Below are 23,151 nucleotides of genomic sequence, written 5' to 3' on the forward strand. Positions count from 1 at the left end.
CGCACCTAACCCTTGACTACCTGAGTTCCACCAGCGAGCTCGTCATGCTTGCCCTGCTTGGTGGGGCTGTTGTTGATCGTGACCGCGATGACGATGTAGGCGACCAACGCGAGGATTCCGCCGATGATCGGAATGATCGAGAGCAACGTGAAGGCGTTGCGAATCGCAGACTGCTGGACGGAGGGGCGAGGTGCGCCACCCGGACCGTGTACTGAAAGGCCCAGAATCATCTTTCCCAAAGTCCGACCCTGCGTTACTTCCATTGCGATGAAGTAAGCGAAGGTCAGAATTCCCGAGAACAGTCCCGAGACCAGAATCAAGCTGTCGGAGTCACTGACCAATAGAGCCAGAATCGCGGCGATGACGCCGACGATGATGCCGTCGATGATGCGGGCACCGAGTCGAATCCACAGATCGCCCGGCTGAGCACCCGATGGCAGCCGGTTTCCTCCGCCGTACGCACCTTGGTCGTTGAACTGCGGAGGCGGCGGGAAGTTTCCGCCCTGGGGCGGCGGCGGGTATCCACCGGGAGGCGGGTAGTTGCCACCCTGAGGGGGCGGGAAGTTTCCGCCCTGCGGGGGCGGGTAGCTTCCGCCTTGCGGGGGGCCTGCGGGAGGGGGGTAACTTCCGGGAGGAGGTGTTCCCTGCTGGCCATATGGATCCTGGGGTGGGAATTGCTTCCCGCCTTCTGGATTCTGGTTGGGGTCGTACCCACCGGTTGTCATGTGTTCCCCTCAGTCGTAAATATCGCGCTCGAGTGTGACAGTGGATATGACCCTACTGGGATCAAAGAGCGATGTGGATGACATCTGCTCACTTGGATTCGGAGGTCACCTGTGGTTTAGGCTGCGTTGTATGACGAGTTCCGGGGGCAACAACGACGATTCTTCGAGCGATTACCAGGCAAAACCTGGGTACGGAGAATTTCCGAGCCTGCCTCCTGAGGGGTACGGCGTGTCCCCGTCCGAAACGCAGTCTTCACCTGAAGTTCCCGGATATACCACTCCCAACGAGCAGTACCCGGGTTATCCACCGCCGTCGTACAACCCGCCCGGTAATAACCCCCAGCCGGGCGGAATCGGTGAACCGAACCCGTACCTGCCGCCGCAAAATTTCGGACCGCAGAATCAATATCAGCAGAATCAATATCAGCAACCCGGACAATACGGACAAGCTCAATACGGACAGGCTCAGTACGCTCAGCCGCCGAATGCGTACGGTCAACCGAATCAATTCGCGGGTGGGTACGCACCGCCGATGCAGCCAGTCGGCACCAATGGTCTCGCAATTGCATCGCTGGTTGTATCGCTTGCGGGTGGTTGCTTCTACAGTCTCGGCGGAATCGTCGGAATCATTCTGGGAATTGTCGCGCTCAATCAGATCAAGCAGACAGGTCAACAGGGGCGCGGGCTTGCGATAGCCGGAATTGCGGTCGGCGCGGCCTTCTTGGCAATTTTTGCCGTGATTCTCGTAGTCGCACTCATAGCCAGTGCATCGTCGTCGTACTGAAGTGTCGTCGTGCTGAAGTGGCGAGCGCTCACACGGGAGTGACGATGGACGACGCAGGAAGTGGCTTGCCGAAGTAATAGCCCTGGCCCATATCGCAGCCGGCCCGCAAGACGTTGGCTGCGTGTTCCGCGGTCTCGACGCCCTCGGCGATCGAATCAAGCCCGAGCTTCCGAGCGATGTCGGCGATGGACTCCATGACCATGAAGGCACGGTCTCCAGCACGACCCGCTGCGCTGACGGCCCAGGTCAAGGATTGGTCGATCTTGAGAATGTCGAGCGGCAATTCCGACAATGCGGAGAAAGACGCGAAGCCCGCCCCGAAATCATCCAGCGCGATTCGAATTCCCTCGTTGTGCAAGACGTGGAGTGTCTCGGCGGCATGCCGGCCTACGACGCCGAGTTCGGTGACTTCCACGATTATTCTGCTCAGTGGCGTTTGTGAACTGTCGAGCGCTCCGAGGATCTCGTGAGCGGCGTGCGGGGTAGCGAGTTGGCGAGGCGAAAAGTTGACCGCGACCATCATGTGCTCAGGCCACGACGCTGTTTGGGCACAAATCATTTCCAGAGCTTGTAGCCCGATGGGAATGATGAGCCCAGAGGATTCGGCGGAGCGCATGAAATCTTGAGGTTCGATCAACCCTCGCAGCGGATGGCGCCAACGCAAAAGAGCTTCATAGCTGATAATTGCTGACGAGTTCAGATTGACCTGGGGTTGATACAACACCTCGAATTGATGGTCGTCGAGTGCCTCGCGAAGCTCGCGGACCATGCGTATTCCTTTTCGTCCTGAGTCGCCCGTGCCGCACGTGCGTGTCAGCGTGGATGCTGCAAGTGGGTACTGTGGTCGGATTCCAGGTTCAGATCCCGGGCGTGGTTTTGCAGGAACAACTCGCCCGGAATTTCCTTCGCCAGTCTCGACCGTACTTCACTATTCGAGAATTGCCAACGAATAGCTATTGCGGACGGCTTTGTCATATCGGACAATCGTAGTTTTGTTCCGACGAGGCACCGATTGATACGTCACTTACTTCGCCGGGAAAATCCACGGGGTCCGGGGGATCTTGCGAGAGTCGAATCGATCCGCCAATTGGGGTGGTGTGACAACCTCGCCGGGTTCGGCGAGACCGATGCTCGACGCGATCATCGTCAGAACCTGCTCGGCACTGCGTCCGGCCTCGAGTTGATCTGCCAGAGTCACTGCGCCGTCGCGCTTCGCGAGTCGCTTGCCTTCACTGTTCAAGGCAAGAGGAACGTGGGCGTACGACGGTGGTTCGATGTCGAGCAGCTGGGCAAGGTATGCCTGACGTGGAGCCGAGGTCAGGAGGTCGTCGCCGCGAACCACCTGGTCGATGTCCTGTGCACCGTCGTCGACGACAACGGCAAGGTTGTAAGCGGGCACCCCGTCTCCGCGGAGCAGGACGACGTCGTCGACTGGTCCCGTCACCTCGCCGAACAGTTCGTCATGGACGGTGAACGAGTCGATGCCGGCCCGTAGCCTCAGCGCGGGAGATCGGCCACTTGCCGATTTCTCGGCGCGTTCGGCCTCCGAAAGGTTCCGACACGTGCCGGGGTAGGCGCCGTCTGGAGCATGGGGCGCTGACGGTGCCTGCAGGATCTCCTTGCGTGTGCAGAAGCAGGGATAGGTCAGGTCACGCTCGCGCAATTGGTCGATAGCCTTGTGGTACAAGGGAAGACGGTGTGACTGCAATACGACTGGGCTGTCCCACGTGAGGCCGAGCCTGCGCAGATCGTCGAGTTGTCGTTCCATCGCGCCGGGGCGGACACGGTCGAGATCCTCTACCCGAATGAGGAAGTCGCGCCCGCTGGTGCGGGCGAACAGCCAGGCCAGGAGGGCAGTCCGGAGGTTTCCCAGATGGAGATCGCCGGACGGACTCGGCGCGAAGCGTCCTGCTCCTTCCACGTCAGCTGGCGAGCCCGACGGAGGCGAGCGGGTTCTCGGCGTCGTGCAGGGTGAGGCGGATCTGGGTTTCCAAAGCGTGATCGAGGTACTGCGGCGGATACATGGCGGGGCTTCCGAGTGCGTCGAGTGCCAATCCATTGACGGTTGAAAGCAGAAGTGCCGCTCTGGTTTCCGCTTCCGGAGTTCCGATGCCGATCAGAACTGTCGAGATGCCGGTGCGGATTGTGAACAGGGTTGTCCGGCGAATTTCGGAGAGTGACTCACTGGTTGCGGCGCGCACGGCAAACGCGGCGAGCACATGCGCCTCACGCGTGCGTTGCTCGTCGAGGGGCAGGAGTTGCGAGAGCGCCTGGAACAGGGCGGTATGCGGGTCTGCGTCGGCGGACGATTCGGCCAGTCGCGTCAACAATCGATCGACGAGTGTTCGCAGTGCGAATGCGAACATCTCGTCCTTGGTCGAGAAATGATGTTGCACTGCGCCGATCGAGACACCCGCCCGTTTTGCGACCTCGCGAACGCTGGCATTTTCCAGTCCGGATTCCGCGGCGACATCGAACAATGCCGCCGCAAGCAGGTCTGGACTCGTGGAGGATTTTCGGCGTTCCGGCATACCGCGACATTACATGCGTATGGAAGTAATGCCCACGTCAGGGGTGCTTTTTCACGCCTTCCGGCCGAGGAAGGCAAGGAGTTTCGTCGCTTTGTCAGCGTTGTCCGGAACCTGTATTTCCGGGCCACACACACCGCTCATGCGGATCGACTCGCCCAGGCCCGCGGCGATCTCCGACACCCACTCCACGTCCGCGTCTCGCATCGTCGTATCGGTGCCGGTTGCGGCCGCGAGGTCCCAACCGTGGATGACCAGATCGAAACACAAGAACCCTTCGACCGTGGCCCCGAGGTTGGTCCTGCCGAAGTGCCCGTCGTATTCCAGGGTGGACTTTGCCGGATCGTCCAGAATTTCCTGCATCGAATCGCGGACGGCCGCCCAGGCTGCCGACGGGTCGTCGTCGACCGACGGGCCGGGTGCCAATTCCAGGCCGACTACCTTGACCATGTCTCGTTCGCTGTCGAGCACGTGTCTCACCACGTCGCGGGCGGTCCAGCCCTCGCAGGGGGAATCGTCGTCCCAGCGGTCGGCGGGTACGGCGTCGATCCGCGCCGTGAATCCGGCGGCCAGATCCCGATAACGCTGGGCGGGGGAGATCTCTGTTGAAGTCATGACAGCAATCCTTCTCCACCGCGGCGCGTCATGATTGATTATTTCGGACATTCACTCGATCTCCGGGGCCTCCGCCCAGATGTCCATCGGTACGACCCCGGCACTCTTGCCCTCGTCGTCGAGAAGTCGGCCCACCCTCTTCATCGATCGCAGCACCACTGACCTGTTCAGCACCACCAGGCCCGGTGCCTCTTGTGCGAGTTGTACTTCGGTAATGGGAGTTTCGCGAAGGGAGTGTGCGGCGATCGCGAGCAGTGTGTTGGCGCGTCCACCGGATATCCGCATGCACACCCGCGTTCCCGGCACTCGCTCCACCAGGGCACGAATCGTCGACCGGTCCGTGGGATCGACATATCCCCACACCCAGGTCACGAGGGGCCAGCCGGACAGTGGCAGAGACACGTCGCAGCGGAACACGATCTGGTTGCGCGACGTCAATTCGGCAAGTCGCCGCCTGACCGTACTTTCGCTGAGGCCGGTACCGACCGTGAGCTCGGCAATCGAGGATCGACCGTCCTCGCCCAGCTTCAATATCAATTGTCGGTCGACAGCGTCGAACGTCTTCCCGTGATGGCGCTGATCCGTCGGCGCGTATTTGTATCGCACAGGCCGGTCTGTCATCGTCGCCCGCTGCGCGGCATCGAGTACCTGCAATTTCCAATCGTCTCCGATCGCGAAGACCTCGGTGACGAGGTGTGCACGCGAACTGACGATCCCGGGTACCGACGCGAGCGACCGAAGCAGGAAGCGCGACAGGAAAGCCATGTCTCTGACCTCGACGAGAAGTGTCAAGTCGCCTGGGCCGCTTGTGTGTTCGACGCTCAGTACGTGCGGCCAGCGGGCAAGTCGTTCTGCAATCGTCAACGCGTTCGAAGTCGTGCAGTCGACTTCGACAAAAGCCAGACACGACTCCGGACGGCCATGGCCGGTTGCCCTGGCAGAGACCCAGGCGGTGCCGGAATCCTGTAACCGCTGCCAGCGGCGAGCCACGGTAACCGGATCCACTTTGAGCGCGTCGCCAACCGTGCGCCACGACGCTCGCGGGTCGAGTTGCAGGCAATTGATCAGGGCGAGGTCGACGTCGTCCAGTACGGCGGAATCCTGCGTTTCTTCGAGCATGGTGCAAGTATCGTGCATCTTCACTGTGTCTGGGATCACTTCATTCATGCTCGAAGGGCAGAACGCGGTGGCGAGTGCCCACCGCGTTCATGCTGTGAAAGGAGAAACCAGATGTCATCGACCACGTTGCCCGCTGTTCCGACAGAGAGAAGCCTCGAGTGGGTGCAACGCCTCATCGGAATCGATACGACGAGTGCCGTGAGCAATCGACCGTTGATCGATCTCATTGCGGCGGAACTACGTCGCCATGGGGTCGAGCCGGTACTTGTTGCCGATGACGAGGGAACGAAGCTCAACTTGTTGGCAACGTTCACTCCTCCTGACGGAAGTACTGCCGGCGGTGTGATGTTCTCCGGCCATACAGACGTAGTGCCGGTCGACGATCAAGACTGGAGTAGCGAGCCTTTCACGCCCGACGTTCGCGACGGAAGCCTGTACGGACGTGGCACGTGCGACATGAAGTCGTTCATCGGGATCGTCGTCGCTGCGATCCCCGACATCGTTGCTCGGCCGCTGGCGAAGCCGATTCACTTTGCATTCTCCTACGACGAGGAAGTCGGCTGCATCGGTGCGGCCGGGTTGGTCGAGGAGGTTGTTTCCCGGAACCTGCGCCCTGATGTGTGCGTCGTCGGAGAGCCGTCGGAGATGCGGGTCATTCGCGCACACAAGTCGATGAACGTCATACGTGTTGATCTGCATGGTGTTTCGGCGCACTCGTCGCTTACTCCGAAAGGAGTCAACGCGATCGAATACGGCGCGGAGTTGATTCGATTCGTCAGAAGCGCGGCCGACGAGCTCCGTGCGTCCGGCCCGTACGACGACGCATTCGACGTGGCCTGGACGACGTGTTCGGTCAATCTCGTATCCGGCGGGATCGCAGTGAACACTGTCCCCGAGGATTGCTCCATCACTTTCGAGTTCAGGAGCATCAGCTCAGCTGGCGCCGCAGATTTGCTCGAACGCTTTGCCGCCGAGACGAATCGGATCGAGAACCTGATGCGGGAAGAAAACCCGTCAGCCTCCGTGACGATGCACGTGTCGGCCTCGGTCCCTCCCCTGGAGACGGATGCGAATGCTTCGGCGGCCGCACTGGTCGAACAATGGGGTGGTCGGGCATCGGACGAAAAGGTCGCGTACGCCACCGAGGCCGGGATGTTCGCGACTATCGGTATCCCCACTGTCGTGTGTGGGCCGGGAAGCATCACTCAGGCGCATGCACCTGACGAGTACGTGACACTTGACCAATTGGCACAGTGCGAGCAGTTCGTTCGGAACGTCATCGCTCACGCCCGCGCCTGACCCACCCTGACCCCCCTAAGGAAAACCATGTCCACGGCAACTACGCCAACCTCCGGAACAGTCACCCCGGAACGCCTGGCCGCTGCACGCAAGGCGGTGATCAGCAGCTCACTCGGCGCTGCGCTCGAATGGTTCGACGTCATCGTCTACGCATCATTCGCAGTGGTCATCGCCCATAACTTCTTTCCCGGCGGCGACAACACGCTCGGTTTGATACTGACGTTCGCGACGTTTGCGATCTCGTACGTCATCCGGCCGCTTGGCGGGATGGTTCTCGGAAGCTATGCCGACCGTCGCGGGCGCAAGAACGCCTTGACGTTGACGATGATGCTGATGATGATCGGCACGCTCATCATGGCCGTGGCGCCGACGACCTCGATGATCGGACCGTGGGCCGGCGTCGTCATCCTTGTCTCACGTCTCATTCAAGGATTCTCCGCCGGCGGTGAATTCGGTACTGCTACAACCTTCCTCGTGGAGACTGCGCCACACAAGAAGGCGTTCTACTCTTCCTGGCAAGTTGCCAGCCAGGGTGCCTCGGTTTTCCTGGCATCGCTGTTCGGATACGTGCTCAACACTCACCTTTCGCATGAAGCGCTCTACTCGTGGGGCTGGCGCGTTCCGTTCTTCTTCGGCATCATCGTCGGGCCGGTCGGACTCTACATCCGTGCCAAGCTTGACGAAACGGACGATTTCAAGACGAGCGTTCCGGAAAGGGCTCCGCTGAAGACGACGCTGACCAGGCATCTCGGCCGGGTGCTGACCGGTGCCGCAGTAGTGGGCGTCGCGACTATCTCGATCTACCTCATCTTGTACATGCCGACGTTTGCCGTGAAGAACCTCGGAGTTTCCGCCTCTGCCGGCTATCTCGGCGGCATCGTCGCCGGACTGGTCACCTTGATCACCGTGCCGTTGATCGGGCATCTTGCAGACCGGGTCGGACCGGCGAGAGTTATGACCTGGGCCGCCGTTGCGGCAATCGTCTTGGCCTGGCCGTTCTTCAAATTGATGGTCGATCACCCGTCGACTCTGACCCTCGTCCTGGTTGTTTCGGTCCTGGGTGTCATCATGGCGTTTGCCTTCGGTCCCTTGCCCGCCCTGATGAGTTCGCTGTTCCCGGCAGAGATCCGGGCTACCGGAATGTCATTGTCGTACAACCTCGGAGTGACTTTGCTCGGCGGAATCGCGCCGTTGGTCTTGACCTGGTTGATCAGTACAACAGGCTCGCTCGACGCCCCCAGTTACTACTACATGACGGTCGCAGTTCTTTCCCTCGGTGGGCTGTGGTCGGCAAGGACGCTTTTCAGCCAGAAGTGACGGCGGGGGAGCGCGGTCGGGATTACGCGACCGCGTCTCCCTCCGCCAGCGCGACAACGGTATCCGACCCGTGCCAGTCGGGGGCTTGGGTGCGGAGTAGAGCCGCCGGGGTCAGCGACGAGATTCGGCGGCATTCACGGGTCAAGTGGGCCTGATCGCTGAATCCGCAGTGGGCGGCGGATTCAGCGAGTCCCAGCGCGGGTCGACTGCGAGCGAGCGCCATGAAGCGCTGGAGGCGCAGGATCGAGCGCAGCGTTGCCGGGCCGTATCCGAAGGCGTCGTTGCATCGACGTTGGAGTTGGCGCGAAGTCAGTGCCGCCGCGTCGGCGAGAGAGCTGACATTCCACGAATGTTCGGACAGTGCGGTGCGAACGTGGTTGATCACCGGATCGTGACGGAAACTCGAACTTACCCAACTCCGAACAGCGCTTTCGAGGATGGAGACCTGTTCGTGGTCTTCGGAATTTTCCAAGCGGTTCAACAGTATTCGTTCCGTGCGTGCGTCGGTTACATCGCTGAGATCGGCGCGAGAATCCCGAAGCTCGGACGCCGAGGTTCGCAACATCGGCGATGCCGATCCAGGGCGGAATCGAACACCCACGGAGCGTGTTCCGGGCGGAAGAGTGAATGACCATGCAGCGGTTTCGGGGCCACAGACGCGTATGCCGACGCCGCGTATCCACAGCACGTCCATGCAAGCATCGGGCACGAGGAGGTGTTCTCCTTCTGCGCACGCCGTCCAGCCACACACCAGGATGTCGGAGAGATCCGGGGCGACCGATTGTGGTGTGTACCAACCCATGACAAGAGCTTATCGAGCGGCACCGACACGAAAGCGACTTCAGTCGACCGGGCCGAAGCGGTATCCGAATCCCCTGATGGTTTTGATGTACTTCGGTTTCGCGGGATCGGATTCGAGTTTGGACCGCAGGCTGAGAATGGTTGCGTCGACCACACGCGTTCTTTCGTGGTCGGAACCCCACACGTTTCGGATCAGGTGATCACGTGAGTACACGCGCCCAGGCTCGGTCGACAGCTCCAGGAGTACCCGCCATTCGGTCCGACTGAGGACCAGCAGCTTTCCGCCCATCGTCGCCGTCATCGCACGTCGATCGAGGAGCAGGTCACCGTGACGTTGGTGTTTGCCGGGGGCGGGATGTGCGGTTTCACGAAGGATTGCGGTGACCCGAAGATCGAGCGCGTGAGAATCGATCGGGTTCAGCACAAAGTCCGAGACAGCGCGATGTGGTGCTTCGTCGATGTCCTCGTAGGTATCCACCAGCATCATGATCGGCATCGAACTGCGCAAGCGGATCTGCCGTGCGATCTCGTAGCCGTCGATGTCCGGCAGAAGGAGATCGATCACGGCGATATCGAAACTGTCGGTGTCCAGGTCATCGAGTAGTCGACGCCCGGTGCGGACGAGCTGTATCTGGTGCCCGAAATGTATTAATTCGGTACCAAGCGTCTGGGCAAGCTCCGAACGATCGGTAGCTGCAAGTATCAAGCTCACGTGAAATCCTCCCCCCGAAGGTGTTACTAGTCGTAACAGCTTGCATTGTGGCAGATCATCGACCGCGGGACCAGACATAGGGCGGCCGATCGGAAGTCGAGGGGACCGGGGGCGTTCGTCGCTAGACTTCTTTCATGGGCACTCTGTTCGCGTTGACGCTGCCAGGCTTGCTCGTGCTGCTGGTCCTGTTCGCTTTCGCCGAGACTCTCTGGAACCGGCTCACCGGCGGCCGGGCACTGCCGTGGACTCGGGGACGTACGACTCGTCCGGTCTCGGCCGCGGGCTTCGAAGAGGTTGCTGCCCTGTTTCAGGGGTCCAAGCATCATGAATTCGAACAGCGTCAGAGCGCATTGATGCATCGTGAGGACGGAACGGACGGTGACCCGCCGTGGGTGTCTGTCGATCCGGAAGCTAACAAGGTCGTTCTCCGTCGACGGAGTTGACAGTCGGGTTCAGGCCCAGTGGCTGGGGCGGGTCAGTGAATCGGGCAGCGTGGTAGCCGAATCGCCGATCGCCGCGTTGATCTGGAACTGCGTGAGAAAGATACTGCCGCGGAGTTTTGCGCCGCGAATGTCGGTGCCGCGCAAGTCTGCACCGATCAGATCGGCTCGATCGAGTTCGCAGTCGCGGAGGTCTGCACCGATCAGGTAACTCCCGCGAAAGTTGGCCCCACGTAGATCGGAACCACGAAATTTGGCGCCGATGAGGTCTGCGCCGCGGTGGTCGAGTTTTCGACCCTTCTTGGTTGAGATCGGTGAGCGCACAAGGTTACTCGTCTGCAAGAGCAGTGTGTTGACTGCCGCTCGGTGTGCTGAGACGTCGACGGTTTGAATCTGCGAAGGTGTGCCGTTGGTCAGGCTTTCCGTCTCTGCGAGTGCAGCGTCGAGTTCCTTTCGTATCGAGTGGGTTTGCTTCAGCGAGCGGGCTTCGGCGAGATACCAGAGCAGTTCGTGCAACTGGCGTATGACAGGGAAGGTTTCGAACATGTCTGACGCGGTCTCCGGGGCATCACGCCAGCTGACGCCGTCGTAGGTCTGCTGTGAAACCTTCTGTCCCGCACCGAAACAGTCGTAGACGGTGCAACCGGTGAAGCCCTTCTTTCGCAATCCGGTGTGAATGCCGCAACGGAAATCCTGCTGCAGGTTCTTGCAGGGGTCGCCGGCATTCTTGTTGGTCGCGAAGTCGGAGGACTTGGAAAAGGGGAGTGCGACGCAGCACAGACCGAAGCAACTGCTGCAATCTGCGAGCAGATTGGTCTGGCCGGCAATCACGCGTACTCCCGATGGTTGGGTTGGACGGAAAGTCTGTCCTCGGGTTTGTGAGTCTGTCAAACGAAATTGCGTGGTTCGGCAGCAAGAAGTCCAGCGGCTCCGAGGTCGTATCCCGCGCAATTGCGGGGTACCAATCCGGCAGACGTGATTCTGGACCACGCTCGTGAAGTAGGTCGAAAATCGGGTGGACGGCCCAGCTCGCTGCAACCAATCGTCGTGCGGTACCCGGCGGCAGAACCAGTGCGCCGACGAAGACCACAAATGTTGCGGCCACTGCACTCCATTCGCGAGTGGGAATGGAAACGTCGATCGTGCGCCCAATCGCCACCTAGCCCATCTGCGACCTGGCGAAAATCACGCCCCATCCAGATCGAGGAGCGATACCCCCCGTGCCGTGAGCCGGAAGCGCAGCGGTCTCTTCGTAACCGTCTCAATGATCCCGGCATCGTCCAGGCGCTGAAGTCGCGGGCGGGCGAACTGGCTGGATCGACCCACCACCTCGACCAGGGTGTTCAACTTGATGGCGCGGTTCGCCTCGAAGCAGTGGGCCTGACCCAGGGTGAACAGGACTGCGCCGATGTGGTTGCTATCAACCGGCGGCGTCGACTCGCGATCGAGTCCCAATTTCAGCGGAAATTCCTCATCCTCCACCAGAACGCGGATACGCGCCTCGAGTGTGTCGATCTTATGCCGCCTCTCGGAGAGGTCGAGCAGCAGTCGATGTTGCGCCTCGGCGATGATCTCCAGCATATCGATCAGGTAGGGCGTCAGATCTCCGCGGTTCAATGGATTCTCCGCGTCAGAGAATGCTTTGTAGTAACGATCCTTGTTGTCGGCGACGGTCGCCGACAATGCCAGGCTCGCATACGGAGCCAACACCTGTCGAAGGTCCAGCGCGAGAAGGTAGCGTCCGGTTCGGCCGTTGCCGTCGTAGAACGGGTGCGTGTACTCGAAGATGAAGTGCGCGACCACTGCCCTGATCAGTCGTGGAATCGAGTCGTCGCCCCCCTGTCTCAGCATGAGGGTCAGCGCGTCGTCGATCGCTGACTCGGGTACCACACCGGTGTGCACGACCTTGATTCCTGACGTGATCGATACTGGCCCTTGCCGGAACCGCTTCCCATCGGGGGCGTCCTCGTCGCGAATCTCGCCCCGAGTTACCGCGTCGTAGACGTCTCGGATGTCGTCGAGCGTCTGCGGACTCTCGGCCTGGTCGTTGCCGATATTGAGATAGAGCCGCACCATCTCGGCGAACCGCTTGTTCGCGAGGGGTTGCTCCGCCCACACCATCTCGATTGCCTCGCTGATCTCCTTCCGGGTTGAGCGGACCTGTTCGATCTCGTTCGTTGCCTGGATCTCGTCGATCACCATGCGATGCAGGTAGTGGGTGCGCGCGAGGGCCGGCAGCCCGTTCCACTCAGCCCGGATCTTCGGCTCGAAGCTCATGATCCGTTCGATCAGCGCTGCGACTTCGGGTGTCATCAGTGCGAACGTCGAGTGTTCGCCGATCAGTAGGTCCCAGTGGACGGCGGCGGGAGAATCGCGTCGCGCTCGCTCCTCAGCATCGGCACCAGCACGATCTCGTTGGTGAAAGATCGATTTCAACGTCCTGTACGCCATCTGGTCTCTCCCCGTATCCACGCTATATTGCCGCCTTGCTTTCCATGCCTATCTTATCCAGAATGGGATCTGGATAAATAAGACTTGCGGCGCGGGTGTCATTTCATGACCAACGCGGGCTGCAGGAGCAGATGTGGCCATAGCTTCCCGAATCGGGTTCGGGCCATCGGCGGGCCACTCGAAATCACGCAGCAGCATTCCGATTCGGCGCGCTGCGGGATCGAAACCACCACGAGTCGGCAGACCGTCTGAGCTCGCAGAACATCGAGCTGAACCGAGACCCTGTTGCTTTACTCGTTGCATGAGGACAGAAAAGAACCCCTGTGAACCGCTTCTCAGCAGTTCACAGGGGTTCCTTTGGCGGAGGATAGGGGATTTGAACCCCTGAGGGCGTTAACCCAACCCGCGTTCCAGGCGAGCGCCATAGGCCACTAGGCGAATCCTCCGTGGAGCAGCATACCCAATTGCGGGCGCGAAGCGTTAAACGGGTACCTGACCTGCGAAGAACCGGTGGAACTCGATGTTTGCATCTCGGCCCCGGTAGGTGGTGTGCAGCGGCCGGCGAAAGCCGTCTACACTGTTCATTGGATCCCGCGCGGCGCGCATCCTGTGAACTCCCCCAGGGCCGGAAGGCAGCAAGGGTCAACGGGCTCTGCCGGGTGCGCGGGGTCCTCTATTTTTTCACATACCCGACCCCGCCTCGTCGGTGAAAGGCCGCTCCGGATGCCTATCCAAACCCAGATCGGGTTGATGAGCCATGAAGAACTCACCTCCGAGCATGAGAGCCAGAGCGCGAAGTACACGCAGCTCCAGGCGCAGAAGCTCGCACTCGATCTGACCCGCGGTAAGCCTTCCCCGGAACAACTCGACCTTTCCGCAGAGCTGTTGACGCTGCCCGGCGACGGTGATTTCCGTGACGGAAGCGGCACCGACTGCCGTAACTACGGCGGACTCACCGGTCTGCCGGAACTGCGCGCCATCTTCGGTGAGCTGCTGGGTATCCCCGTTGCGAACCTTCTCGCCGGAAACAACGCGAGCCTCGAGATCATGCACGACAACGTCGTGTTCTCACTGCTCCACGGCACTCCGGATTCGGCCCGGCCGTGGGCACAGGAAGAGAAGATCAAGTTTCTCTGCCCCGCACCGGGCTACGACCGCCACTTCGCGATCACCGAGTCCCTCGGCATCGAGATGATCGCGGTGCCGATGAACCACGACGGCCCGGATGTCGTCAAGATCGCCGAACTTGTTGCGTCAGATCCGCAGATCAAGGGCATGTGGGCGGTTCCGGTTTACGCGAACCCCACCGGTGCCGTGTACTCCGAAGAAATTGTCCGTACGCTCGCGTCGATGCCGACGGCCGCGCCCGACTTCCGCCTGTACTGGGACAACGCGTACGCCGTACATCCGCTTGTCGGCGAGACTGCGCCTTCCTACGACATTCTCTCGATGGCAGCGGAGGCCGGACACCCCAACCGTCCGCTCGTGTTCGCGTCGACGTCCAAGATCACTTTCGCCGGCGCCGGTGTGAGCTTCTTCGGTAGCTCTGCGGAAAACCTTGCCTGGTACCAGAAGTTCCTGGGCAAGAAGAGCATCGGACCGGACAAGGTCAATCAGCTTCGCCACCTGCGTTTCTTCGGCAATGCCGACGGCGTTCGTGCGCACATGGAGAAGCATCGCGCGTTCCTCGCGCCCAAGTTCGAGCTCGTACTGCGGATCCTCGAGGATCGTCTCGGTGCATCGAAGGTCGCGTCTTGGACCGAGCCGAAGGGCGGATACTTCATCAGCCTCGACGTGGTCGACGGCACGGCCAAGCGGGTCATCGAACTGGCGAAGAACGCGGGTATCGCGCTCACCGCTGCCGGATCGGCTTTCCCGTACAGCACGGATCCGGATGACCGGAACATCCGGTTGGCCCCGAGCTTCCCGTCCAAGGCTGAACTCGAAGTTGCCATGGACGGCGTGGCTACGTGTGTCCTGCTCGCAGCCACCGAATCGCGTCTCTCCGAGATCTGAGTTCTCGAAGCGGCGTGCCCGGTCGGTACTTTTCGGTCTCGTCTTGTACCGTTCGGAGCATCAATTCCCGACATAGGGTGTAAATCCCGGAGGTTGTAGTGACGGGCGCGATCAACGCTTCGGATGGGCCTTCTTTCGAGGCGCACACCGCGAAATCAGAGGCGGTCATCGAAGCTGACATACCGCGACGCACGCTCCGTGTCGGTGTTCTCGGATTCTCTTTGCTCGGTGTTCTGGCAGTCGCGTCCGTGCTGATGGTTCTTTTCGCCGTGCCGATGAATACGCGGTACTGGGGGATCTTCGAAAATTTCCTCGATCTCGACGTCTACCGCCACGGCGGCAGCGTTGTGGTTCAGGGCCTTCCGTTGTACGACGGGCCAGTCCTGGACGGGATGATGTTCACGTACACCCCGTTTGCGGCTTTGCTGTTCACGGTGTGGGCGGTGCTCTCGTTCAAACAGGCGATTGTCGTGTGGACGGGTTTGAACATCGCTGCGTTGTTCGCAGTGATCGTGTTGTGCTGGAAGTATCTCGGTTATCGGCTCGACGTGAAGGCGTACGCCGTCAGTGCGTTGGCCACCACGATCTTTCTGTTCATGGAACCGATACGTACGACGCTCTGGCTCGGGCAGATCAACATCTTCCTGCTGCTCTTGATCGTGTGGGACCTCGGTCGGGACGAGAAGAGTCGGCTCCGAGGAATCGGGGCAGGCATCGCCGCCGGCGTGAAGCTCACTCCGGCCTTCTTCTGGGCGTACCTTTTCATCACTCGTCAATGGCGTGCGTTGGTGACGGCCGTCGTGACGTTCGCTGCGACCGTTGCGATCGGCTTCGTCGTGATCTACAACGATGCGTACAAGTACTGGACCGGCACTCTTGTCGACAGCGAACGCGTCGGACCGACGGATGCTCCGAGCAACCAGTCCGTGTCCGGTCTGATCGCTCAGCTCACTCACACTCCGACGCCGTCGCGGGTCCTGGTCCTAGTCTTCAGTGCGCTAGCGGTATGCCTCGGACTCGGTGCCGCGTGGATTGCTCACCGCCACGGCCAGAAATTGCTCGGCCTCACCATGACGGGGTTGACTGCGACCACTGTCTCGCCGTTCTCGTGGGGCCATCACTGGGTGTGGTTCGTTCCGCTGGTCGTCCTCGCCGCGCACTACGCGATGGTGTCGAAGAAGCGCTGGGCGTGGGTGGCGCCGTTCGTTTTCCTGCTCCCGGTCTTGAACTGGTCTCACACCTGGTGGGACCCGTCGGTCATTCCGGGTACGGATCGCTTCATCGGAATGGGCTTGTTCATGTTCGTGCCGCCCGAGTATCTGCGGATTCCGACCGTCGGCGTCTACCTCTGGGTCTTCACGCTTGCCGCGGTCTCGACGTTGGTTCTGTTCGGCTGGAAGAAGTGGAAGATTCCGGCCCCGGATGCGTCGGCGCCGGTCACAACTGCCGTCTGACGTGGCAGTATCGGACTCATGGCACTTCAACTGAACCTTGTCGGTGACCCCGAAGCTGATGCTCTCCTCGCCGAGGACCCGTTGGCGTTGTTGATCGGAATGCTTCTCGATCAACAGGTTCCGATGGAAACGGCCTTCCTCGGTCCGAAGAAGCTGGCGGATCGGCTCAGCGGTATCGACGTCAGGCGTATCGCCGACATGGACACCGACGAGTTCATCGCCGTCTGTGCCGAGCCTCCGGCTGTGCACCGATTCCCCAAGTCGATGGGTGAGCGTATCCAGCTCATGTGCCAGTTCATCGTCGAGAACTACGACGGCGACACCGCGGCGATCTGGACTTCGGGAAATCCCGACGGCAAGGAAGTGCTGAAGCGGCTCAAAGCCCTACCCGGTTACGGGGATCAGAAAGCCCGGATCTTCCTGGCGTTGCTCGGAAAACAGATCGGCGTCGAGCCGAAAGGTTGGCGCCAAGCGGCCGGCGACTACGGGCTCGAAGGTTCGAGGCGCTCGATTGCAGACGTGGTCGACGAACAGTCTTTGCTCGAGGTCCGCGAGTTCAAGAAGGCCGCAAAGGCAGCAGCGAAGGCCGACAAGAAGTAAGCCGCTTTCAGGACTTCCGGGACCCGCTGGCACGCACTACTTTCATCAGGTCGCCTGCGGGGCCCTCGAGCTGACGCGGCGGGCGCCACACTGCACGCAGGGATCGGTCGAGTTCCAAGCCTTCGACGGCTACGACCCGAAGTTCTCCCTGCTTCACCTGGTCCTCGACGGCCAGCGTGCTCAGTACCGCCGGGCCGACGCCACCGAGCACGCTGGTTCGAATCGCGGCCGAACTACCCAGTTCCAACAACGGTGCACCGCGCTCGTATTCGTGTAACGCCAGGTCGAGAGTCGTTCTGGTTCCCGATCCGGGCTCGCGCACCAGCAGCGGCGTCGCTGCCAGTTCGGCGACGGTCAGCGGCTTTCGTCGACGCGCCCATGGATGATCCGGATGAACGACCACGACCAGCGAGTCACGCGCGACGGTGACGCTGGACAGGCTCTTCGGAACGGTCGGTGACTCGACGAATCCGAGGTCGCACATTCCCACCTCGACAGCCTCGAGGACGCGGGTCGAGTTGTAGACCTGAAGGTGGACGGTGACACCAGGATGTAGTGACCGAAAGATACCGAGCCAGGCCGGAATCAGATGTTCGGCGACGGTCATGCTGGCACACACGGTCAATTCCGCGGATCGTTCGGTCCGCATCCCTTCGGCGACGTCGAGAAGCTGCCTCGAGTTGGCGAGGACGCGGCGCGCCCAGTGGACGATTACGGTCCCCTGCGGAGTCAAAGCCGCCCCCGTCGACCTTCGGTGTATGAGTGGCATCCCGAGCTGCCGCTCGAGTGCTTTGACGGCGCGGCTGGCATTCGGCTGCGCAATGTCTGCTGAACGGCTTGCCGCACTGAGACTTCCGTGATCATCGATGCCGATGAGTAGCTCGAGAGTGGTGAGGTCGGGCCACCGTCTGGTCATGCAAACAGGCTATACCGAACTTCACGTTCATATCGATTTGATATGCCGTGATGGTAGAAATCGCCCTACCGGAGCGATGGTGGCTCAAGGACGCTGGATGAGTGAACCGTGATGTGAAGTCCGTGGCCGAGAAACCCGCAGTCGCCCCTTCGTCAGAAGTACGACGGTGGTCCAGTGTGGCTGCATTGGTGCCCGGAGTTGCGTTGTGCGCCTTGGGGGCCACGGTCGCGCTGATAGCCGGTCGGTTCACCTCCGCCGTGAGTCCGTTGCTGATTGCGATCGTGGCGGGTGCGGTGTTGGCGAATACCGTCTCTTTGCCGGCGAAATTCCAACCTGGCCTGGCATTCTCGGCGAAACGGCTACTTCGGGTGGGTATCGCTCTGCTCGGGCTGCAATTGATGTTCTCCGACATCGTCGGTTTGGGCTGGGGAGTGATCGCCGTTGTGGTTGCGATTGTGTTCCTCGGTATCGCCGGGACCATGTATGCCGGAAAACTTCTCGGATTGGGTTGGTCGCAGAGAATTCTGATTGCCTGCGGCTTCTCGATCTGTGGCGCTGCCGCCGTGGCTGCTGCGGACGGTGTGGTGAATGCGCGAGAGGAAGAGTTGCTCACCGCTGTTGCGTTGGTGGTGATCTTCGGAACTCTGATGATTCCGACAATCCCACTGTTGGCCAACGCTTTCGGTATGAACGAGGTCGGTGCAGGCATGTGGGCCGGTGGGTCGATCCACGAAGTGGCGCAAGTGGTGGCTGCCGGCAGCGCTCTCGGCGCCACCGCGTTGGGTGTCGCGACCGTGGTGAAACTTGCGCGCGTGTTGATGTTGGCGCCGGTCATGGCGTTTCTGAGTATCCGGCAACGCAGGATGGTCGACAGCACTGCCGCCAAGCGTCCCCCGCTGATTCCGTTGTTCGTCGTGGCATTCATCTGCTGCATGGGCTTGCGCTCCACGGGCATCTTGCCGGATGAGCTTCTGGGGCTGGCGAAGACGGTGCAGACGGCGCTGTTGGCGGCCGCGATGTTCGCACTCGGGCTGGGGGTGCGGTTGAGCGTCATTCGTGGAGTTGGCGCCCGGCCATTCGTGCTGGCCGCGATTTCCACTGTGTGGGTGGCAACGATCGCCTACGTCGGAGTCGTGCTGGTCAGCTGATCGAGCGCTGAGTCCGCCACGCGCTCGGGCTCATCGAGAACTGAGTGCGAAACCAGCGCGAGAAACTACCCTGCGTCGAAAACCCGAGGTGCACAGCCACTTCGGTCAACGAATAGCGAGGGTTGGAGACAAATCGTTCCGCGAGGGAGCTTCGAACCGAATTGAGAACGGCCGTGAACGTATCTCCGGATTCGGCGAGATGACGGTGCAGTGTCCGCCGGTCGAATCCGAGACTGCGTGCCACCTGCTCGACAGAGCAGCGGCCGGTCGGAAGCAGAACTTCGATCAATTCCTTGGTGCGGCTGAGGGTATCGGAGGTTTCCGAGGCGGGAAGCGAGTCGAGGAACTGGCGAGCGTACGGCCGGAGTAACTCGTCGGAAAGTTGGTTAGCCGCATCCAGGTCGGCGGCGAAGAAAACGATACCGGTGAACTCGTGATCGAATTCCACCGTCTCGCCGAGGATTCGCCGATGCGTGCTCGTGTCTTTCGGGGCATTGTGCGTGAATCCCACGCTGACCGGTTGCCATCGAGAACCTAGGAAACTCCGCAGGATCTGCAGTGTCGCGCCGACTGCGAGTTCGACGCTCTGTCTGGTGTCGACCGGTTCGCCGACCTCGAGCGAGATTCGCAGGGTGGCGAGTCCGTTGACCTCGTTCAATCGAATGCGTAGTGACTCGTTGTACGTGTGCTCGTATCGCATCAACACGTCGAGTGCGCTCCTGACGTCTGGTTCTTCCCTGATGACCAAGCTGAGGGGACCGAGATTGGACAGTCGACGCAGGCCGGCGAGTAGAAGCCCGAAGTCTTCGTGTCCGGACTCCGCTGCCGATCGCTCCAGGAGCGATGCGATGGAGGCGGCCGGTACCCATTGGTCGGGGTTCGCCAGGCTTGCCGGGCTCAGGCCGACACTTCTCATGAGGGCCACAGCGTCCACGTCCACTGTTCGGCACAGGTCGACGTATCGGTTCAGTGACGCGTAGCGGGCGAGTGGCTTCATGGGGCCCCCTTTACTCGATGTCCCGAAATGTTGTGTTGTGTGTCTCGTCAAGTTAAGCATGTGAGCCGGATCTCACATAGTTTTGTTCACATCAGTTCGGCACGACCAGGAAGCCGAGCACCGACTTCTGGAAGTTGTTGCGTACGAATACAGCTCGACCGTAATCGAGTCGAGCCCGCCCACAGAATTGGAGAGCATTGATGGCAAACGCCATTCGGTTCCACGAGATCGGCACACCGTCCGTCATGCGTTGGGAAGAGATCGAGGTAGGACGACCAGGCGCCGGAGAGGTTCGGGTTCGTCATGAAGCGGTGGGGTTGAACTTCGCCGACACCTACTTTCGAAGTGGCCTCTATCCTGCGCAATTGCCTGCCGGGATGGGCGTCGAGGGCGCCGGTGTGGTCGAAGAGATCGGCGAGGGAGTAGTCGATTTTGCAGTGGGGGACCGTGTGACCTACACCGGCAGTCCGCTGGGTGCGTACGCCACCGAGCGGATCATGGCGTCGTCCGACCTGATCGCGCTACCCGACGGCATCGCCTTCGACACCGCGGCCGCCATGACCATGCGAGGACTGACTGCCGCCTACCTTCTGCGTCGCATCTACCCGTTGAAAGCGGGAGACACCGTGTTGCTACATGCTGCGGCGGGCGGGGTTGGACTGATCTTCACCCAGTGGGCAAAACTGTTGGGAATCAAAGTGATCGGAACGGTGTCGAGCGACGAGAAGGCGAGCGTTGCCCGAGCTCACGGTTGCGATGAAGTCGTCATCTACACCCGCGAGGACGTCGTCGCGCGTGTCAAGGAGATCACCGGGGGCGTCGGCGTGCCGGTTGTGTACGACAGCATCGGGCAGTCCACCTTCGACATCTCACTCGATTGCCTTGCCAGGCGCGGGCTGCTGGTGTGCTTCGGAACGGCGTCCGGACCGACTCCGCCGATTCAGGCAATGCAGTTGGCAGTCAAGGGATCTCTCTTCGTCACCCGTCCGGCACTTGCTGACTACATCGCGGATCCCGCAGAACGTGCCGAATTGGCGGGCGAACTGTTCTCACACGTCGAGTCCGGGCGAATCAAGATCGAGATCAACCAGCGATATCCCCTCGAAGATGCGGTGCGCGCGCACCACGACATGGAGTCCGGTCGCAGTATCGGTTCCTCCGTCTTCTCCGTCTGAACCGAAACAGCACTTCCCAGAGGAATTGTCATGACCAATACTGCAACGCTGACAGAAAACCTGCTCCCGTCGACCAGCACGATCCACGTCGAGAAATTGACCTGTTCGATCGGGGCAGAGTTGTCCGGGGTGGATCTCGGAGAGGTCGCGCGAGACGATGCACTCTTCGCCGAAATCAAGGCATTGTTACTCGAGCACAAGGTCCTGTTTTTTCGCGACCAGAACTTCTCCAAAGCCGAGCACGTAGAACTTGCCCAGCGATTCGGTGAACTGGAGGATCATCCAGCTCTGGGCAGTGATCCCGACCATCCGGGCCTGGTCCGCATCTACAAAGACCTGGACAGCCCGCCGGAGCACTTCGAGAATGCGTATCACTGCGACGCCACCTGGCGCGTCAACCCGCCCATGGGATGTGTATTGCGTTGTGTGGAAACACCTCCTGTCGGCGGCGACACGATTTGGGTGAACATGGCACTCGCCTACGAGAATCTGCCGGCGCGGGTCAAGGAGCAGATCAAGGACCTGCGTGCCAGGCACAGTATCGAGTCGACCTTCGGCGCTCGGATGCCGATCGAACAGCGCCACCAACTGAGGGAACGCTTTCCCGACGCCGAACATCCCGTGGTACGAACACATCCGGAGACCGGCGAGAAGATTCTTTTCGTCAACTCGTTTGCCACGCACCTCGTGAACTATCACACGCCCGAGAATGTCCGCTACGGAATCGATTACGCCCCCGGCGCCGGAAACCTGCTCACCTACCTGGCCAGTCAGGCCCAGATTCCCGAGTATCAGGTTCGGTGGCGCTGGACCGAGAACAGCGTCGCGATCTGGGACAACCGTTCGACACAGCATTACGCGGTGCAGGACTACTGGCCCGCAGTTCGAAAGATGGAGCGCGCCGGAATCATCGGCGACGCACCGTTCTGATCTCTCTTCCCAGCCCCGAAGATAATTCATTCACTCGATCGGAGTCACGCTATGCATTTCCACGACGATTCACTGTTCCCCGAAACCCAGGACAAGCTTGTCATCACCGTTGCTCCCTACGGACCGGAGTGGGAACCGGACGATTTTGCAGAAGACCTACCGCTGTCGATGGACGAGCACGTCCAGCAAGCCGTCGACTGCTTCAACGCCGGTGCCACCGTTCTCCACATCCACGTGCGTGAACTCGACGGCAAGGGTTCGAAGCGTCTGTCGAAGTTCAACGAACTTCTCGGTCGCTTGCGTGAGGCCGTTCCCGAGATGATCCTGCAGGTCGGCGGTTCGATTTCGTTCGCTCCGGAAGGGGAAGGTGCCGATGCGAAGTGGTTGTCCGACGACGTGCGTCACATGCTTGCGGAATTGGAGCCCGCTCCTGATCAGGTGACGATCGCGATCAACACCAGCCAGATGAACATCATGGAACTGATGACCGACGACGACATCGCGGGTACGTCGATGCAGCGTCCGGAATTGGCCGATACGTATCGGGAGATGACCGTGCCCGCCGGTCCGGAATGGGTGGCAGAGCACCTGCGCCGGCTGCAGGCCGCCGGAATCCAGCCGCATTTCCAGTTGTCGAGCATTCCGCAGCTCGAAACGGTGGAGCGGTTGATCCGACGCGGCATCTACACGGGTCCGGTCAACCTCACGTGGGTCGCAATCGGCGGCGGCTTCGACGGCCCAAACCCGTACAACATGATGAACTTCGTCCAGCGTGTTCCCGACGGTGCGTGCCTGACCCTGGAAACGCTGATGCGTAGCGTCCTGCCGGTGAACACGATGGCGATCGCGATGGGCTTGCACGCTCGTTGCGGCAACGAGGACACCATCTGGGGCCGCAAGGGCGAGAAGATGACATCGGTGCAGCAGATCGAGCAGTTGGTGCGCATTGCAGGCGAATTGGGCCGCGAGGTGGCTACCGCGAAGGAAGCTCGCGACATCTACCGGATCGGTGAGACGTATGTCGACACCGACGAGACGTTGACGAAGTTGGGTTATGCACCCAACCGCCGGATCGGCCAGCTGGGATTCACGCAGCACGCCTGAGTCCACCCCGTCTCGTACAA

Annotated in this window: 23 protein-coding genes, 1 tRNA gene and 1 other RNA gene; 12 read left to right on the top strand and 13 right to left on the bottom strand. The window is 60.8% G+C overall.

Translation table 11 applies throughout. From position 1 onward, the window contains the following. Window positions 1-5 precede the first annotated feature (5 nt). Window positions 6-725, bottom strand: coding sequence for an RDD family protein (locus ACVZUB_RS02005; protein WP_047271549.1), 720 nt, complete (start codon window positions 723-725; stop codon window positions 6-8). A gap of 130 nt (window positions 726-855) precedes the next feature. Here ACVZUB_RS02005 and ACVZUB_RS02010 point away from each other — a divergent pair, with 130 nt between their 5' ends. Further along, the gene (locus tag ACVZUB_RS02010; RefSeq protein WP_007731588.1) at window positions 856-1,509 is read left to right on the top strand and encodes a DUF4190 domain-containing protein; all 654 of its coding nucleotides are present in this window, start codon (window positions 856-858) and stop codon (window positions 1,507-1,509) included. Between the two features lie 28 nt (window positions 1,510-1,537). Here ACVZUB_RS02010 and ACVZUB_RS02015 read toward each other — a convergent pair whose 3' ends face one another. The 5 genes from ACVZUB_RS02015 to ACVZUB_RS02035 all read right to left on the bottom strand — a co-directional run bounded on the left by ACVZUB_RS02015 (window position 1,538) and on the right by ACVZUB_RS02035 (window position 5,771). Next, window positions 1,538-2,278 (bottom strand): EAL domain-containing protein, encoded by a 741-nt coding sequence (locus ACVZUB_RS02015; protein ID WP_063315222.1) that lies wholly within the window; start codon window positions 2,276-2,278, stop codon window positions 1,538-1,540. 255 nt (window positions 2,279-2,533) lie between these two features. Further along, window positions 2,534-3,430, bottom strand: a complete 897-nt coding sequence (gene gluQRS / locus ACVZUB_RS02020) for a tRNA glutamyl-Q(34) synthetase GluQRS (protein ID WP_285182340.1) — start codon at window positions 3,428-3,430, stop codon at window positions 2,534-2,536. A 1-nt stretch (window position 3,431) separates the two neighbouring features. Continuing rightward, window positions 3,432-4,040, bottom strand: a complete 609-nt coding sequence (locus tag ACVZUB_RS02025) for a TetR/AcrR family transcriptional regulator (RefSeq protein ID WP_019746515.1) — start codon at window positions 4,038-4,040, stop codon at window positions 3,432-3,434. 51 nt (window positions 4,041-4,091) lie between these two features. Next, window positions 4,092-4,652: a TIGR03086 family metal-binding protein gene (locus ACVZUB_RS02030; protein WP_007731584.1), complete on the bottom strand. Its 561-nt coding sequence runs from the start codon at window positions 4,650-4,652 to the stop codon at window positions 4,092-4,094. Between the two features lie 51 nt (window positions 4,653-4,703). Further along, entirely contained in the window at window positions 4,704-5,771 is a 1,068-nt protein-coding gene (locus ACVZUB_RS02035; protein ID WP_475844700.1) for an AsnC family transcriptional regulator, read from the bottom strand. Window positions 5,772-5,882: 111 nt separating this feature from the next. On the opposite strand from ACVZUB_RS02035, the gene argE reads away from it, so the two are divergent. Continuing rightward, window positions 5,883-7,070 carry an acetylornithine deacetylase gene (gene argE, locus ACVZUB_RS02040; RefSeq protein ID WP_260646316.1) on the top strand — a complete coding sequence of 396 codons (1,188 nt, stop codon included), beginning with the start codon at window positions 5,883-5,885 and terminating at the stop codon, window positions 7,068-7,070. Between the two features lie 27 nt (window positions 7,071-7,097). Further along, entirely contained in the window at window positions 7,098-8,387 is a 1,290-nt protein-coding gene (locus ACVZUB_RS02045; protein WP_482628108.1) for an MFS transporter, read from the top strand. Between the two features lie 22 nt (window positions 8,388-8,409). Here ACVZUB_RS02045 and ACVZUB_RS02050 read toward each other — a convergent pair whose 3' ends face one another. Next, the gene (locus tag ACVZUB_RS02050; protein WP_003943809.1) at window positions 8,410-9,189 is read right to left on the bottom strand and encodes a helix-turn-helix domain-containing protein; all 780 of its coding nucleotides are present in this window, start codon (window positions 9,187-9,189) and stop codon (window positions 8,410-8,412) included. Window positions 9,190-9,228: 39 nt separating this feature from the next. Beyond that, a complete protein-coding gene (locus ACVZUB_RS02055; RefSeq protein ID WP_007731581.1) occupies window positions 9,229-9,900 on the bottom strand; it encodes a response regulator transcription factor in 672 nt (223 codons plus the stop codon). 134 nt (window positions 9,901-10,034) lie between these two features. Here ACVZUB_RS02055 and ACVZUB_RS02060 point away from each other — a divergent pair, with 134 nt between their 5' ends. Further along, window positions 10,035-10,343 carry a DUF6191 domain-containing protein gene (locus ACVZUB_RS02060; RefSeq protein ID WP_007731580.1) on the top strand — a complete coding sequence of 103 codons (309 nt, stop codon included), beginning with the start codon at window positions 10,035-10,037 and terminating at the stop codon, window positions 10,341-10,343. 9 nt (window positions 10,344-10,352) lie between these two features. Here ACVZUB_RS02060 and ACVZUB_RS02065 read toward each other — a convergent pair whose 3' ends face one another. The 3 genes from ACVZUB_RS02065 to ACVZUB_RS02075 all read right to left on the bottom strand — a co-directional run bounded on the left by ACVZUB_RS02065 (window position 10,353) and on the right by ACVZUB_RS02075 (window position 13,237). Beyond that, window positions 10,353-11,171, bottom strand: a complete 819-nt coding sequence (locus tag ACVZUB_RS02065) for a pentapeptide repeat-containing protein (RefSeq protein WP_042447733.1) — start codon at window positions 11,169-11,171, stop codon at window positions 10,353-10,355. Between the two features lie 354 nt (window positions 11,172-11,525). Beyond that, window positions 11,526-12,617 carry a Fic family protein gene (locus tag ACVZUB_RS02070; protein WP_238588010.1) on the bottom strand — a complete coding sequence of 364 codons (1,092 nt, stop codon included), beginning with the start codon at window positions 12,615-12,617 and terminating at the stop codon, window positions 11,526-11,528. A gap of 532 nt (window positions 12,618-13,149) precedes the next feature. Further along, window positions 13,150-13,237, bottom strand: a tRNA-Ser gene (locus ACVZUB_RS02075). A gap of 136 nt (window positions 13,238-13,373) precedes the next feature. Here ACVZUB_RS02075 and ffs point away from each other — a divergent pair. The 4 genes from ffs (at window position 13,374) to ACVZUB_RS02095 (ending at window position 16,861) form a co-directional block, all read left to right on the top strand. Beyond that, an RNA gene (gene ffs / locus ACVZUB_RS02080) (signal recognition particle sRNA small type) lies at window positions 13,374-13,473 on the top strand. A 41-nt stretch (window positions 13,474-13,514) separates the two neighbouring features. Beyond that, entirely contained in the window at window positions 13,515-14,807 is a 1,293-nt protein-coding gene (locus ACVZUB_RS02085; protein ID WP_003943985.1) for an aspartate aminotransferase type Ic, read from the top strand. A gap of 98 nt (window positions 14,808-14,905) precedes the next feature. Next, a complete protein-coding gene (locus ACVZUB_RS02090) occupies window positions 14,906-16,261 on the top strand; it encodes a glycosyltransferase 87 family protein (RefSeq protein WP_165638736.1) in 1,356 nt (451 codons plus the stop codon). 18 nt (window positions 16,262-16,279) lie between these two features. Next, on the top strand, window positions 16,280-16,861 hold the full coding sequence (locus tag ACVZUB_RS02095; RefSeq protein ID WP_003943868.1) for an HhH-GPD-type base excision DNA repair protein: 582 nt from the start codon (window positions 16,280-16,282) through the stop codon (window positions 16,859-16,861). 7 nt (window positions 16,862-16,868) lie between these two features. Here the strand turns inward: ACVZUB_RS02095 and ACVZUB_RS02100 are convergent, their stop codons facing one another. Beyond that, window positions 16,869-17,777, bottom strand: a complete 909-nt coding sequence (locus tag ACVZUB_RS02100; protein WP_165638737.1) for a LysR substrate-binding domain-containing protein — start codon at window positions 17,775-17,777, stop codon at window positions 16,869-16,871. A 101-nt stretch (window positions 17,778-17,878) separates the two neighbouring features. Here ACVZUB_RS02100 and ACVZUB_RS02105 point away from each other — a divergent pair, with 101 nt between their 5' ends. Then, window positions 17,879-18,925: a YeiH family protein gene (locus ACVZUB_RS02105; protein WP_081557240.1), complete on the top strand. Its 1,047-nt coding sequence runs from the start codon at window positions 17,879-17,881 to the stop codon at window positions 18,923-18,925. Here ACVZUB_RS02105 and ACVZUB_RS02110 read toward each other — a convergent pair. Next, the gene (locus tag ACVZUB_RS02110; protein ID WP_007731570.1) at window positions 18,918-19,922 is read right to left on the bottom strand and encodes an AraC family transcriptional regulator; all 1,005 of its coding nucleotides are present in this window, start codon (window positions 19,920-19,922) and stop codon (window positions 18,918-18,920) included. The two genes, ACVZUB_RS02105 and ACVZUB_RS02110, sit on opposite strands and share 8 nt — an antisense overlap. Before the next feature lie 200 nt (window positions 19,923-20,122). Here ACVZUB_RS02110 and ACVZUB_RS02115 point away from each other — a divergent pair, with 200 nt between their 5' ends. Genes ACVZUB_RS02115 through ACVZUB_RS02125 form a run of 3 tightly spaced genes read left to right on the top strand, consistent with a single transcriptional unit; the run spans window position 20,123 to window position 23,131 of the window. Continuing rightward, window positions 20,123-21,097, top strand: a complete 975-nt coding sequence (locus ACVZUB_RS02115; protein WP_054780790.1) for a quinone oxidoreductase family protein — start codon at window positions 20,123-20,125, stop codon at window positions 21,095-21,097. 30 nt (window positions 21,098-21,127) lie between these two features. Further along, window positions 21,128-22,027, top strand: a complete 900-nt coding sequence (locus ACVZUB_RS02120) for a TauD/TfdA dioxygenase family protein (RefSeq protein WP_054780791.1) — start codon at window positions 21,128-21,130, stop codon at window positions 22,025-22,027. Window positions 22,028-22,078: 51 nt separating this feature from the next. Further along, entirely contained in the window at window positions 22,079-23,131 is a 1,053-nt protein-coding gene (locus ACVZUB_RS02125) for a beta-keto acid cleavage family enzyme (protein WP_099696779.1), read from the top strand. The last annotated feature ends 20 nt before the right edge of the window (window positions 23,132-23,151 follow it).

The sequence above is a fragment of the Rhodococcus sp. OS5 genome (assembly GCF_056837585.1).

Excerpts from the sequence above, each read along its gene's own strand:
- ACVZUB_RS02110 (WP_007731570.1), bottom strand. The coding sequence starts at position 19,922 with ATGAAGCCACTCGCCCGCTACGCGTCACTGAACCGATACGTCGACCTG.
- ACVZUB_RS02060 (WP_007731580.1), top strand. The coding sequence starts at position 10,035 with ATGGGCACTCTGTTCGCGTTGACGCTGCCAGGCTTGCTCGTGCTGCTG.
- ACVZUB_RS02025 (WP_019746515.1), bottom strand. The coding sequence starts at position 4,040 with ATGCCGGAACGCCGAAAATCCTCCACGAGTCCAGACCTGCTTGCGGCG.
- ACVZUB_RS02045 (WP_482628108.1), top strand. The coding sequence starts at position 7,098 with ATGTCCACGGCAACTACGCCAACCTCCGGAACAGTCACCCCGGAACGC.
- ACVZUB_RS02035 (WP_475844700.1), bottom strand. The coding sequence starts at position 5,771 with ATGCTCGAAGAAACGCAGGATTCCGCCGTACTGGACGACGTCGACCTC.
- ACVZUB_RS02095 (WP_003943868.1), top strand. The coding sequence starts at position 16,280 with ATGGCACTTCAACTGAACCTTGTCGGTGACCCCGAAGCTGATGCTCTC.
- ACVZUB_RS02015 (WP_063315222.1), bottom strand. The coding sequence starts at position 2,278 with ATGGTCCGCGAGCTTCGCGAGGCACTCGACGACCATCAATTCGAGGTG.
- ACVZUB_RS02030 (WP_007731584.1), bottom strand. The coding sequence starts at position 4,652 with ATGACTTCAACAGAGATCTCCCCCGCCCAGCGTTATCGGGATCTGGCC.
- ACVZUB_RS02005 (WP_047271549.1), bottom strand. The coding sequence starts at position 725 with ATGACAACCGGTGGGTACGACCCCAACCAGAATCCAGAAGGCGGGAAG.
- ACVZUB_RS02070 (WP_238588010.1), bottom strand. The coding sequence starts at position 12,617 with ATGAGCTTCGAGCCGAAGATCCGGGCTGAGTGGAACGGGCTGCCGGCC.
- ACVZUB_RS02085 (WP_003943985.1), top strand. The coding sequence starts at position 13,515 with ATGCCTATCCAAACCCAGATCGGGTTGATGAGCCATGAAGAACTCACC.
- ACVZUB_RS02010 (WP_007731588.1), top strand. The coding sequence starts at position 856 with ATGACGAGTTCCGGGGGCAACAACGACGATTCTTCGAGCGATTACCAG.
- ACVZUB_RS02050 (WP_003943809.1), bottom strand. The coding sequence starts at position 9,189 with ATGGGTTGGTACACACCACAATCGGTCGCCCCGGATCTCTCCGACATC.
- ACVZUB_RS02125 (WP_099696779.1), top strand. The coding sequence starts at position 22,079 with ATGCATTTCCACGACGATTCACTGTTCCCCGAAACCCAGGACAAGCTT.
- argE (WP_260646316.1), top strand. The coding sequence starts at position 5,883 with ATGTCATCGACCACGTTGCCCGCTGTTCCGACAGAGAGAAGCCTCGAG.
- ACVZUB_RS02120 (WP_054780791.1), top strand. The coding sequence starts at position 21,128 with ATGACCAATACTGCAACGCTGACAGAAAACCTGCTCCCGTCGACCAGC.
- ACVZUB_RS02100 (WP_165638737.1), bottom strand. The coding sequence starts at position 17,777 with ATGACCAGACGGTGGCCCGACCTCACCACTCTCGAGCTACTCATCGGC.
- ACVZUB_RS02115 (WP_054780790.1), top strand. The coding sequence starts at position 20,123 with ATGGCAAACGCCATTCGGTTCCACGAGATCGGCACACCGTCCGTCATG.